A 14,388-nucleotide genomic window follows, 5' to 3' on the forward strand; every position below is an offset into this window, starting at 1 on the left:
AGCAAATGAGGATAAAATAAAAAGGGGAGTTAGCTAAAAACCGTCCAAAGCCAAAGCTAAATCTCCCCCCTGAAGTAGAATTAATTAAAACGAATAATTAACTAAACCATCTGTAAAACTATGAAATTTTTACAAAAAAAACTATTTGCATTTATTAGCAAGAACTTATTAAATGGACTTATGAAAATACTCATTTTAGTATCGTGTCTTACCTTATTTAGTTTTTCGCCCAATAGCGGCTTTACACAAAACATTAAAGTTGAAAAAACTAAGACAATCACAGTACAAGAACTCTTTAAATTAATTAAAGGAGAAACAGGTTATGAGTTTATTTTTAGAAATGATTTAATACAAAATGCCCCTACTGTTTATGTGACAAAAGGAACTTTCAAAATGAGCTATTTATTAGAAACTGCTTTAGCGCCAATTGACTGTACGTATGAGTTATCCGAGGGTACAATCATAGTGAAGAAAGAAGTAAAACAAAAAAAACTAGACGCTCCGATCAAAATCACAGGAAAAGTTACGGATAGAAACGGAATTCCATTATCTGGTGTAACCATCATGATAAAAGGCAGTTCGGTAGGTACTTTTTCAGATCAAAATGGTAATTATTCTATTTCTGTTCCAACTTTAAATGATACTTTGGAATTTTATTATTTAGGTTTTAAAACGTTTAGTATAGTTGTGGGAAGGCAAAGTACTATTGATGTACAATTGTTTGAAGATGCTTTAGAACTTGATGAAACAGTAATAATTGGTTATGGATCTTCAAGAAAAAGAGATCTTACAGGATCGATAAGCTCTATCAAAGCAGAAAATATTAGTAGTCAGCCGGCAGCTAATCCATTGCAGGCAATGGCTGGCAGAATGGCTGGTGTAAACGTAGAACAGGCTAATGGATTACCTGGCAGTTCTGTTAATATCCAGATTAGAGGCCGCAATTCATTGCAATCCGGATCTCAGCCTCTGTACATAATTGATGGGGTCCCTTTCAACAATGATGCAATTAATAAATTTAGTCTGATAGCTGCTAATGGAAATATTAGCCCTTTTAGCAATATTAATCCTGCTGATATAGATCGAATTGATGTATTGAAGGATGCTGATGCAACTGCAATTTATGGTGCTCGTGGGGCAAATGGTGTAGTACTTATTACAACGAAACGTGGCCAGACAGGAAAAGCAAAATTAGATATCAATGTATATTCAGGCTTTGGTAAAGTTAGTCGGTTTGTTCCAATGCTAAACACAGCGCAATATCTGGAACTTAGAAATGAAGCATTTGCAAATGACGGAGTGACTCCGGATGAGTATAATGCTCCGGATTTACTGCTTTATGATCAAAAAGCCTATACTGATTTTCAGAAATTAATGATGGGAGGGTCGGCACCAGTAAACAATATACAAGGAACTCTTTCAGGTGGAAATGACAATGTAAAATATTTGGCTAGTGTTGGTTATAGAAATGAAGGAACTGTTTTTCCGGAAGATTTTGCTTCTAAGCGTATTTCTACCAGAATGAATCTTGATTATACCTCTACTGATAAAAAGTTTTTGGCCACATTTTCAGCAGCATTCTCAAAGGACATTACAAATCTACCTACTATAGACGTAAGTAATTCTTACAGTTTACCGCCAAATTATCCACTTTATAATGAAGACGGTTCGTTTTTTTGGGATTACGCTCAAATGAATCCATTAGCGCAGTTAAAACAAAAGTACGAAGGAGTTACTAATACTCTGATTGGAAATGCGGTGCTTACTTATAATCCCATTAATGACCTCTCGTTTAAAGCACGAATTGGCTATAACGAAACCAATTTAGATCAAAAAGCAGCCTTTCCATTAAACTCTTTACCTCCTTATTACCTGGCAAGTTATGCACAATTTGGTGGTAGTAAAACTACTAATTATGTGTTAGAGCCAACTATCGACTATTCATTTAATAAAAATGACTGGTCTTTAAAAGCACTAGCAGGTGCTTCATGGCAGACAAATGATTCAAATGGACATTTTATACAAGCAGATAATTATAGCAGTGATGCATTACTGTTTTCTATGATGGCAGCAGGATTACTTACACCAATATATGAAGATGTTTCAAGTTATAATTTTACGTCTTTGTTTGGAAGACTAACCTATGATTATGGTCAAAAATATTTTCTTAACCTAAATTATCGCAGGGATGGTTCGTCTAAGTTTGGTGCAAATAATCGCTTCGGAAACTTCGGTTCTATAGGAGGAGCCTGGGTTTTTAGTCAAGAATCATTTTTAGCAGACAACGCTTCTTTCTTAAGTTTTGGAAAATTAAGAATTAGCTACGGGGTAACAGGAAATGACCAAATACAAAATTATCTTTATTTGCCGCTTTACAAACCGGGAAACAATTACGATGGCAGTGCTTCTTTGACTGTGACAAATTTTGAAAACCCAAATATACAATGGGAGACAACCAGAAAATTCGAACTTGGATTAGATTTCGGTTTTTTTAAGGATAAGTTAAATGCTACTTTTAATTATTATAATAACAGGTCTGATAATCAAATTGTATACACTCAGTTACCTACACAATCTGGATTTATGAGGTACCAGAATAATATAGATGCCTTAATCGAAAATACAGGTTTTGAGTGTGAACTATCATCAAAAAACATTACTACGGATAATTTTAGCTGGACTAGTAATTTCAATATTACCCTTCCTAAAAGTAAGCTTATATCCTATCCGGGATTACCTGAAAACAGCACACAATACAAAATTGGCAGACCAGTACCTTATATAGTGCTGTATGACTATGCAGGTATTGATCCGGAAACTGGCGCAGCAATTTATAATGGTGATGATCCGTATTCTCCTAATTTTAAAGAAGTAAATATTGGAACTCCTTTTTATGGAGGTATTAGTAATTCCTTCACTTACAAAAATTGGTCAATGGATTTTCTATTCAGGTTTTCACATTCACGAGGAGCTACAACTAAGTTGAGTCAGTATAAAGGTGATTCAGCATTAGGAAATATGATCAATGAGCCAACTTCTGTTTTAGACAGATGGAGACAGCCCGGTGACCAAAATACACGTTTCCCCGGAGCTACAACAACATATGGTACAGACATCTATAATGGTTATGACTACTACTCTTATTCTTCGGCTAACTATGGAGACATCTCTTACATTCAGCTGCAGTCAGCAAATTTATCTTATAGCCTTCCTAAAGCTGTTGTAGATAAGATAAAAATGAACTCTTTTTCTATTTACATGCAGGGACAAAACTTGTTTAGCTTAGAGAAATCAAAATACAGATTTGCAGGTACTATGCCTCCCTTACGAACTATTGTTTTCGGTATTAACTGTTCATTATAATCAAAAAAAATATTTATTATTATGAAAAATTATTTAAAAAATATAGCATTCAAGTCTGTTTTTTGCACTTTTTCCCTGGTAACTTTCTTCTTGGTTTTTACTTCTTGTGATGACTTTGTAGATGTTGGAGCACCAGAAACACAAGTTGGTATGGACTTCGTATTTTCAAACGATGCAACGGCTACCGGTTCTATTTTGGGACTCTATGACGCTGTTAAAAATAATTTAACACCAATGTACAGCGGTGTTTTGGGTACAAGTTCAGATGAGCTGGAAACCTCTTTTCCTTTTTCTTATGGAGAGTTTGCTTCTAACGAAATTTCTGTAAACAGTTATACATTGAGGTACAATATATGGATGCCTTCGTACGCTGTTATAATGCAAAGCAATTTAGCCATTAAAAGTTTGACAGAATCCACTACTTTAACTCCTTCCGTTAAAAATCAGCTTTTAGGTGAAGCTAAATTTATGCGTGCATTTGTTAACTTTTATCTGGTAAACACCTTTGGAGACATTCCCCTTCCGCTAGGTTCTAATGTAATTGAAAATGCCGAACTTCCCCGAGCATCCTCTGCTGAAGTTTGGATACAAATTACGAAAGATCTTATCGAAGCTCAAGAGTTGTTGGGAGAAAACTACCCGTCAACATCTTTTAGAACACGAATCAATAAATCGGTTGCGAATGCCTTTCTTGCCAGAGTATATTTATATCAAAAAGATTGGCTAAATGCTGAGATAGAAGCCACGAAACTGATCACTAACGCAAATTATGAATTAGTTGACTTAAATAACAAATTTTTAAATAGCAGCAATGAAACCATATTGCAGTTTCACAATGTAAGAGGTATTTCAAATCTGGGTTTTATTTATCAAAAAAAACCGGGATATATTCCTGATTTTTATTTAGCCAATACGATGGCTGATTCTTTTGAAGACAATGATTTGAGAAAAAGTGTCTGGACAAAAGAAATCACTATAGGTTCTATGTCATACAGCACCATTTATAAATATCAGGATATAGAGAATAATGGTGATGAGTACGATGTTGTACTGCGTTTAGCAGAACAATATTTGATAAGAGCTGAAGCTCGCGCACATCTTAATAATATTGATGGTGCCAGCGGTGCCCTAGCCGACTTAAATGTTATTAGGGAGAAAGCCGGTTTAGATGGTTTGTCTGGATTAAACCAAGCTCAAACTTTACTTGCTGTTGAAAATGAGCGAAAGTTTGAATTATTTGGCGAGTGGGGACATCGCTGGTTTGACTTGAAACGTACACCAAGTTTAAACAATTCTGCCTTAACAAGAGCAGATGATGTAATTTCTGTTATCAAAGACACATGGAAATCTACATCTGTACTCTATCCAATTCCAGCCGAGGAAAGAAGGCTCAACACGAATCTTACTCAAAATCCCGGATACGAATTTTAGTTTATATCGTTTCGCAGTAAAAATTTCATATAAATAAGAATGAAAAAATATATAGTAGTTGTAATGTTAACTTTATTTTGGTCCTGTAAAAATGAGACTGATACGAAAGTGTACACCATTCTGTCTGGAAAAATAAAAAACAGTACGGCAAAAGATTTTTCTGTAATGTCCAGCGGTGGTTTTTCTAAAAAAATTAAAATAAACAATAATGGCAGTTTTGCAGATACTCTTGATATTGATACGGGAGTTTATAATCTATATACCGATCAAAATTTCACTCCCATCTATTTTAAAAAAGGAGCAAATGTGGGTCTTGTAATTGATGAAAAAAATGCGGATTCTCCTTTTGTTTTTTCAGGAGACGAAGCCGATTTGAATAATTACTATGCCAGTAAGACAAAAAAAGAAACTTCTTTCTCTGCAAACGACAATAAACTTTTTGCTCTGCCGGAAGCTGCTTTTGCAGATCAAATAAACAGTCATCAGAAAGAATTAGAGAAAAATTTGGATAATTATAAAAATATTCCAGAGGAAATAAAAAAAAGTGAGCTGCGTTCGTTGAATTACAGCAGATTACTCAAAAAAATAATTTACAAAAATACAAACACTAATAACAATGTTGTAACTCAAACTTCTAAAGACTTTAACAAAGAAATAATTGATATTAACCTTAATAATGGTGATGATTATTTTTACTCTTCGGATTATAGAGGTATTGTAAATCAGATTGTTTATGAGAAAGCCCAAGAAATTAGTACAAAAGATGCAATATCCTATTTTGAGGCATTTGTAAAAGTAAGTAGAGAGATTAACAATGAGGAAATAAAAAATGAACTACTATACTCAAACATCTTATCTAGTCTTCCTACCAGTACTACTAAAAAATTTGATTTAAATATTTTTTTAAGTATGTCTACTAATAAAAAGTACAATCAAGAAGTAAAAGAACTCTACAACAAGGTTGCTAAATTAGATAAAGGAAAGCCATCACCTCTGTTCAAAAACTACGAAAACTTTGACGGCAGCACTACATCCCTAAATGATTTAAGAGGAAGATATGTCTATATTGATGTGTGGGCAACCTGGTGCGGACCATGCAAACGAGAAATACCATATTTGAAGAAATTTGAAAAACAATATGAAGGTAAAAACATTGTATTTGTCAGTATTTCCGTAGATGCTCAAAAGGATAAGCAGAAGTGGAAAGAAATGGTGAAAAAGAATGCACTCAAAGGCATTCAATTGATAACTGATAATGAATTCAATACCGAATTTATCAAAGGCTATCAAATTACGGGAATTCCCAGATTTATAATTTTAGATCCTAAAGGAAATATTATAGATGCAAATGCAATAAGACCTTCAGACGAGGTAAACTTAAAAGCATTTTTTGATAAATTAAATCTGGCAAGCTTGTAATAGGATTTTTTCTTTCAATGTTGTTAAATAAGATGATAGAATAGGATTTATTTAACCACAATACTTAAATAGAATTAAAAATAAAACTTCCCGATTCGGTTTTCGATAGGGAAGTTTCAAAAATCAAACAAAAAATGAAAAAAATAATTTTGTCAGGTCTTGCAGTAGCCGCAACAATAGTTTCGTGCTCAAATAAAGAAGAAGGTTATACTATAAACGGAAAATTTGCCGATGTAAAGGAAGGCACCGTTTATTTAGAATTTACCGATGGAGATAAGACAATTACAGATTCTACTCAAATTAAAGACGGAAGCTTTACATTCAAGGGAAAATTAGAGGAGCCTCTGCTTTATTCTATAAAATTAAACAAAGCACAAAATGGAGCTCAATTTTTATTAGACAATGAAGATATAACTTTCGAAGCCAAAAAAGATTCCCTGTTTTTTGCAAAAGTGTCGGGTGCTGCCCAGGATTCTATTTATAAATCTTTTTATGAAAATGAATATAAAAAGATCGCCGCATTAATGGAGCCTTATTACAAAACAGATGACTCTTTGACCCAGAGCGGAAAAGTAAAATTGACTCCCTCTCAAGAAATTATGTTGAACAAACGCTGGGAAAATATCCGAAAGTTTGTCGACGATGTAACAGGAAAATTTATTGTCTCGCACAAAGACAAACTAGCTGGAGCCTTGATTATTAATGAAAGAGTGGCTAGTTCTGGGACACCAGAGAAAGTAAAAGAATATTATGATATTCTGACTCCTGAAATTCAAAAATCGTTTTATGGTAAAAAAATAAAAAATACCATTGAAATTAATGAAAAAACGGCAGTTGGAGTAATGGCTCCCCTGTTTTCTCAAACTGACGTAAGTGGGAAAATAGTAAAATTATCTGATTATAAAGGAAAATATGTCTTAGTAGATTTTTGGGCCTCTTGGTGCGGTCCCTGCCGCGAAGAAAATCCTAATGTCGTTTTGGCTTACAATACCTATCATGATAAAGGGTTTGAAGTTTTGGGTATATCACTGGATGATAGAAAGAAAGATTGGGAAAAAGCTATTGAAAAAGATGGTCTCACATGGACTCATGTTTCTGACTTAAAAGGCTGGGAGAACCAAGTGGCTGGTTTATACGGTGTAAACGCAGTTCCAACAAATTATTTAATCGGACCTGATGGAAAAATAGTTGCTAAAAATCTTCGAAAATCAGAATTGCAGTCTAAACTGAAAGAAATTTTTAATAAATCGTAATTAATTCTTCTGTAAAATATGAAACGATTGTTGCAGTAATAATCGTTTCATAAAAATAACAACAAACTTCACAATCAAAAAAATGAAAAAAAACATCTTTCTGGGCTTCTGCTCACTGGCTTTCTGCACCCTTATTTCAGCACAGAGTAAAGCAGATAAATTCAAAAAAATCAAAGAATTAGGCGGAATAGAAGAATATTTGTACCTGCCAAACGGAATGAATATTCTGCTTCTTCAGGACAATGCTTCACCGGTTGCAACTGTACAAATTGTGTATCGCGTAGGATCCAAAAATGAAGTTTTGGGAAACACGGGCTCAACACACCTTTTAGAGCATTTAATGTTCAAGGGGACACCGACCTTCAATAAAAATAACGGAAATACAATTACAGATGTCCTTCAAAATACCGGTGCACAGCTAAACGCGACAACCTGGTATGACCGCACCAATTATTTCGAAACGCTGCCCAGCGATAAAATTGAATTAGCGCTGCAGATTGAAGCGGACAGAATGCGCAATTCTTTATTGACAAAAGAAGATAAAGAAGCTGAAATGACGGTTGTGCGCAATGAATTTGAACGCGGCGAAAACGACCCAAACAGTTTACTGAATCAGGAAATCTGGTCATCGGCTTATATTGCGCATCCCTACCATCATGCTACAATAGGCTGGAAATCGGATATTGAAAAAGCGCCGATTGAAGTTTTGCGTAATTTTTACAATACCTACTACTGGCCGGATAATGCAACGCTGACCATTATTGGCGATTTTAAAAAAGAGAATGTTTTTAATTTAGTGGATAAGTATTTTGGCGGCATTACAAAAGCCCCAAATGCAATGCCTCAGCCCTACACTGAAGAACCGATACAATACGGTCCCCGCAAAATTATTATAAAAAAAACAGGAGAATTAGGCGTTGTGAACAAAGCATATAAAATTCCGGGTGCTTTAAATGAAGATCTTCCTGCCTTGAAAATTTTAGGAGAAATTATTGGATCAGGACCTTCGGCAATTTTAAATACAACTTTCGTAGACAGCGGATTGGGAATTTATACCTATGCAAATGTATCCCAGTTTAAAGAGGTAGGCCTTTTTATGATTGGTGTAGGTTTTCCAACCACTTCAAATCATGAAGATATCGACTCTAAAATAGCTGAAGTGGTTGCCAAAATAAAAAAAGACGGCGTAACAGCCGATGAGATAAATCGCGTAACAGCGAAAATAAGTGCAGAGACCCTTTTAGCCCGAGACGGTTCAGGAGTTATTTCCTCTGAGCTAAACGAAGCCATTGCCGCTGGCGACTGGACCATTTATATCACAGGAGTAGACAAACTTAAAAAAGTAACACCTGCAGATGTTCTTCGTGTAGCGCAAAAATACCTGATAGAAGACCAAAGCACAACAGGTTATTTTATTCCAAAACAAAGCGGAACCCAAAGTCAGGGTGAGCCGCAGGCAAATAATTTCATTCCTTCTACTGGTCCTTTTTATTATAGACACCCGGAAGGCAGACATGCTCACGAAGAAACTTCATCAGGAGCGTCATTGCTGCAAAAAAACACTATGGCAGATACTGCTGTTAATGAAATAGCAATCGAAAAAAGTGCTTCGGCTTACAAAAGAGAAAAAGTAGTGGGTATTGATGTGGTTTCTGTAAAAACTTCGGCTAAGGATTTCGTAACTGTTGCTGCAAGCATTTCGTTGGGAAATTTTGTCAATGAAACTAAAAATCCTATGATTCCTTCTTTAACAGCTTCTATGCTGTCAAAAGGAACTACACTGAATGATAAATTTAAATTCTCTGAAAAACTAGAAAAATTAGGAGTGTATTTAAATGTTAATGCAAATACAACAAATATATATATCGATTTTAAATGCCTTAAAAAGGACTTAGATCAGGTGATTGCTTTGTTGGCAGAAGAGATCCGAAATCCATTATTTGACCAGAAGGAATTCGAAAACCTAAAACAGCAGTATACTGGAAATATTCAGCAAGGTTTAAACGATCCAGGCCAAAGGGGAAGTATTGCTTTAACGCAGGCAATTTATCCAAAAGCAAATCCAAATTACAATTTAAGTGTAGAAGAAGATCTGACCAATATTAAAAATGCCACATTGGATGAAGTAAAAGCATTCCATAAAAAATATTTTGGACCGGCTTCGATGCATTTAGTGATTGTAGGCGATACTGAAGGAGCAAACCTAAACAATTCTTTAAAAAAATCATTTAAAAATTGGAATGGCGGCGTTTCAGAAACTTTAAAATTTGAAGAAACTGCAAAAGTGCCTTCCAAAACAGAAGTTATTACCATCGCTGAAAAACCCAGTGCAGAATTATACATTGGACAATATACAGGTTTAAAAAGAGCAGATGCAGATTATATTCCGTTTTACATCGCCAATTATACATTAGGTGCAGGTTTTGCCGGCCGCTTAATGCAGACTGTTCGTGATACCGATGGCTTAACCTATAGTATTTCTTCTTCAATGGGCGGAAATATCATGACTGGAGGCTACTGGATGATAAATGCTTCATTCAATCCGTCGTTATTTCAAAAAGGACTGGATGCCACGATGGTTCAGTTAAATAAATGGGTGAAAGAAGGAATAACAGCTGAAGAATTAGAGAATAAGAAAACTAATTTAATCGGAAGTTTTAAAGTAGGACTTTCCACTACAAATGGGGTTGCAGGTACTATTTTGAGTTTCATTGAAAGAGGTTTGGAACCAAGCTACATCGAGCAGTATCCAAAAGATATTCAAAAAGTTACTTTGAAAGAAGTTAATGATGCCATAACTAAATATGTCCAGCTTGATAAAATGATAATTATTAAATCAGGTTCATTGGATAAAGATGGCAATCCGATTCAATAAAATATAAGCTGCCTTCCCAAATTATTATAAAATTATGAATTAGTTATTATTTCACGGAGGCATGAAAGAGCTGTTTTTTACAGCTCTTTCTTTAAAAAATGAAAAAAATGAAAAATACAATTATTGCTTTTATGATTTTGTTCAGCAGCTGCGTGTTTGGGCAAATGTATAACCCTGTAAAGTGGAGTACCTCTGTAGAGAAAATCTCAGAAACGGAATTTATTTTAAAAGCAGAAGCCACAATACAATCAGGATGGCATTTATACGGACAGTATATCGAAGAAGGAGGACCCTCACCTACCCTTTTTACGTTTGACAATTCAAAAAAGCCATTTGAACTTATTGATAAAACTACTGAGGAAAAAGGGCATGAAGTAATGGATAAGATCTTCAATATGAAAATAAAATATTTTGAAGATAAAGCACTTTTTTCCCAAAAAGTAAAATTTAATTCTAATGATGTTTTCGATATTACTGCAGAAGTTGAATTCATGGTTTGTGATGACAAAAATTGTCTGCCACCTGCCTCGGAAGAGTTAGTATTTAAATTGCCCAATGCAAAAAAGACTCCACTTGCTGAAACTCCGGTTGCCAAAGACGCACCAGAAAAACCCAAAAAAGATTCAAGAGGTCTTGTTAGTATTTTTATAATTGCTTTTTTATCAGGTTTTGCAGCCTTGCTGACTCCATGTGTTTTTCCAATGATTCCAATGACGGTAAGTTTTTTTACCAAGCAGAGCAAAACTAAGGCTGCCGGAATTCGCAATGCATTGATTTACGGACTTTCTATAATCATTATTTATGTCTTGCTAGGTTCAATTGTAACGGCTTTTTTTGGAGCAGATTCTTTGAATGCCCTTTCAACGAATGTTTGGTTCAATATCATTTTCTTTATCTTATTGGTTGTTTTTGCCTGTTCTTTTTTGGGCGCTTTCGAAATTATGCTGCCAAATTCATTAGCAAACAAAGTCGATTCTCAGGCAGACAAGGGAGGCCTAATTGGTATTTTCTTTATGGCCTTGGCCTTGGCCATTGTATCCTTTTCATGTACCGGTCCCATTGTAGGAACGTTATTGGTTGAAGCAGCCTCAAAAGGCGGTATAGCGCCGATTATAGGAATGTTAGGATTCTCAACGGCTATTGCATTGCCTTTTTCTTTGTTTGCTGCGTTTCCGGGCTGGCTCAATGCACTGCCGAAATCAGGCGGCTGGCTGAATACGGTAAAAGTGGTATTAGGCTTTTTAGAACTGGCTTTAGCTTTCAAATTTTTATCCAATGCTGACTTGGTTCTGCAGCTGCACTGGCTGGAAAGAGAAGTTTTCCTTGCCATTTGGATTGCTGTTTTTGGAGTTTTGGCTTTTTATTTATTCGGAAAAATTAAGCTGCCGCACGATTCTCCTTTAAATCATATTTCTGTCGGAAGATTAAGTTTTGGGCTGATTGTTCTGGCTTTTACAATTTATTTGATTCCCGGGCTTTGGGGCGCTCCACTTAAAATAATCAGTGGTTTTCCTCCTCCAATGCATTACAGTGAATCTCCGGACGGAGTTGGAGGTTCTAAAGTTCATACCGAGACTTCTAATAATTCGCTTCCGGAAGGAGCAGAATATGGTCCGCAGCACATCATAACCTTTCATGATTATGAAAAAGGAATGCAATACGCTAAAAAAATAGGGAAGCCAGTATTGCTGGATTTTACCGGATATGCTTGTGTAAACTGCAGAAAAATGGAAGAGCTGGTGTGGTCGAACCCGAAAGTTTTAGGAGTTTTAAATAAAGACCTGGTTCTGATTTCTTTATATGTTGATGATAAAAAAGAACTTCCTCAAACAGAACAGTATGTTTCTGAAACCACGGGAAAGAAAATTAAGACGATCGGAAATAAATGGAGCGACCTTCAAATTAAAACCTATAAGGCAAATGCACAGCCGTTCTATGTAATTGTAGATCACAATAGTGCATCTTTGACAGAAACTTCAGCTTATAATCCTGATATAGAAGAATATTACAATTGGCTGCAAAGCGGAATCAAAAACTTTAAAAATAATAGTTTAAAAAAAAGACAGCAATGAAAACTATTGCAGATAATACACCAGCTATTGAATTATAGCACTATTTTTCTCAGTTCAGGGGAAACACATGGTAAATCATCCACAAATGATTTTTTTAATCACCAAGGATTGGTTGTCGCTTTTTACCTCAGCGATGTCGGAAAAAATCATGTTGTACAATTTACTGGAGAAGGTCAATGGATATCTGATGTGCAGTCCTTCACTACAGGCTGCACATTTTAGAACCCAAATTATTAGAGAAGATTCTAACTGAAATTTTTTAGAAACTATATAAACGTATTCATCCCGTGCAGCACTTTAACTTGCTGCATGATAGAAAAAAGCATATTTCAGTAAAAGGTATCTGAGAGATATTAATTCCTATAATTACACAAATGCAAAACACCTTAAAACAAATTTTTCCAAATTTTTCCAACGAACTATTGTCGGCGATTGAAGAAAATGCAAGCGAACAAAATTTTGAAGCCGGCACTATTCTGATGCGTACAGGACAATACATCAAAAATACCGTTTTAATTTTAGAAGGAAAAATAAAAATCTATCGTGAAGGAGAAGATGGTGGCGAGTTTTTAATGTATTACCTGCATCCTGGACAGGCTTGTGCCATTTCAATGATCTGTACAGCCAGAAGTGAAAAAAGCCAGATCATGGCAAAAGTCGTCGAAGATGTTTCAGTGATGATGATTCCTCTTCCGCTGATGGAAAAATGGATGATGGAACACCGTTCCTGGTACGAATTTGTAATTGAAACCTACCGGAACCGGTTTGAAGAAATTTTAGAAGTTGTTGACAATATAGCATTTCGTTCGACAGACGAGCGATTGGAATTTTATCTAAAAAGACATTCAAAAGCATGCGGCTGCACTGAAGTTAAACTATCTCATCAGGAAATTGCAACTGAATTAAACACCTCCAGAGAAGTTGTATCCCGATTACTAAAAAAAATGGAGCAACGAGGATTAGTTAAACTAAACCGCAATCACATCGAGCTTTTAAAATAATTTTAAAATGCAGCTGGCGCTTAAAAAATTCATGATTTGTGTAGTCGGAAATTCTAAATGCACTGAGAATCGAGCTCAATAAAATCGGTAAAAAGTTGGTTTAATAATAAATCCTATCCTTAGCATTCCTTGTTCTGATTTAAAATCTATTAGACTTTCACTATATCCCTGCCACCATTGGAGCGTTATAAGCTGATTGGCTTTTTTTGTTAATTTGTAACTAATTGCTGCATTAAAACTGCCTTTAAAATCCCAGTCTGCTCCCTTTCTAATCGTGACATCAAAAAAAAGTCTGTCTCTCAAAGAAATCCATTGCAGCTGACCTTCAGCGTAGCCTATATATCTGGGAAGAGATGGATTATTATCTATCAAAAAAGGAATCCACGCCTTAATTGTGATAAACAATTTTTGCGAATAAATTCTTGTAAATCCTATTGAAACTGCATTAAAGCTGCGTGAATAAATACTATCCCGGCCATTGGATTCATGCTCAATCCCATAGGACAAAACACCATGAAAACTGTTATTTTTAAATATTGGTTTTAACAGCATCAGCCCAGGATTATAGTTACTTTCTTCAAATGGACTGGAGGCTTTATAAATCTTCCAGAAAGATTTCTGCGTATAAGTAAGATAAGGATACGCTCCCAGTATTTCAGGTTTATTGGATAAACGCTGTTTAAAGCTAAACTGAAACTTTGCATCCATATTATTTCTGGAAGGTGTTTCTCCAAGACGAACACCTGTTACAAAATAATTGTCTTTATAAATCGAAAAAGCCGGCAGACTTGTAATTATTTTCTGAATGGAATCTTTATCCATCGGAATCTGCGAATAACAGCAGGTGCATAAAAAAAATAAAACCAAAAAACCATGTAATTTCATCTCAGTATAAATTTATTCTTCTTCACTGTAAAGAGTTAATGAATGGTAGAGAGTCAGAAACTACCTTTTGTAAATCAGCTTATCGCTTC

8 protein-coding genes are annotated in these 14,388 nt (G+C 35.1%); 7 read left to right on the top strand and 1 reads right to left on the bottom strand.

Annotated features, from left to right (window positions below; all coding sequences use genetic code 11):
- Positions 1-180: 180 nt before the first annotated feature.
- From FLV_RS12115 to FLV_RS12145, 7 genes are all read left to right on the top strand, one after another.
- Entirely contained in the window at positions 181-3,363 is a 3,183-nt protein-coding gene (locus tag FLV_RS12115; RefSeq protein ID WP_243234108.1) for a SusC/RagA family TonB-linked outer membrane protein, read from the top strand.
- Between the two features lie 21 nt (positions 3,364-3,384).
- Entirely contained in the window at positions 3,385-4,794 is a 1,410-nt protein-coding gene (locus tag FLV_RS12120; RefSeq protein WP_243234109.1) for a RagB/SusD family nutrient uptake outer membrane protein, read from the top strand.
- A 39-nt stretch (positions 4,795-4,833) separates the two neighbouring features.
- The gene (locus tag FLV_RS12125; RefSeq protein ID WP_243234110.1) at positions 4,834-6,213 is read left to right on the top strand and encodes a TlpA family protein disulfide reductase; all 1,380 of its coding nucleotides are present in this window, start codon (positions 4,834-4,836) and stop codon (positions 6,211-6,213) included.
- Between the two features lie 134 nt (positions 6,214-6,347).
- On the top strand, positions 6,348-7,466 hold the full coding sequence (locus tag FLV_RS12130; protein WP_243234111.1) for a TlpA disulfide reductase family protein: 1,119 nt from the start codon (positions 6,348-6,350) through the stop codon (positions 7,464-7,466).
- Between the two features lie 82 nt (positions 7,467-7,548).
- Entirely contained in the window at positions 7,549-10,341 is a 2,793-nt protein-coding gene (locus tag FLV_RS12135) for a M16 family metallopeptidase (RefSeq protein ID WP_243234112.1), read from the top strand.
- A 107-nt stretch (positions 10,342-10,448) separates the two neighbouring features.
- The gene (locus FLV_RS12140; RefSeq protein ID WP_410745965.1) at positions 10,449-12,413 is read left to right on the top strand and encodes a cytochrome c biogenesis protein CcdA; all 1,965 of its coding nucleotides are present in this window, start codon (positions 10,449-10,451) and stop codon (positions 12,411-12,413) included.
- Between the two features lie 374 nt (positions 12,414-12,787).
- The gene (locus FLV_RS12145; RefSeq protein ID WP_243234114.1) at positions 12,788-13,414 is read left to right on the top strand and encodes a Crp/Fnr family transcriptional regulator; all 627 of its coding nucleotides are present in this window, start codon (positions 12,788-12,790) and stop codon (positions 13,412-13,414) included.
- A 75-nt stretch (positions 13,415-13,489) separates the two neighbouring features.
- Here FLV_RS12145 and FLV_RS12150 read toward each other — a convergent pair whose 3' ends face one another.
- Positions 13,490-14,299 (bottom strand): phospholipase A, encoded by an 810-nt coding sequence (locus tag FLV_RS12150; RefSeq protein ID WP_243234115.1) that lies wholly within the window; start codon positions 14,297-14,299, stop codon positions 13,490-13,492.
- Between the last annotated feature and the right edge of the window lie 89 nt (positions 14,300-14,388).

The sequence above is a fragment of the Flavobacterium pectinovorum genome, from assembly GCF_022802975.1.
Classification (GTDB): domain Bacteria; phylum Bacteroidota; class Bacteroidia; order Flavobacteriales; family Flavobacteriaceae; genus Flavobacterium; species Flavobacterium pectinovorum_B.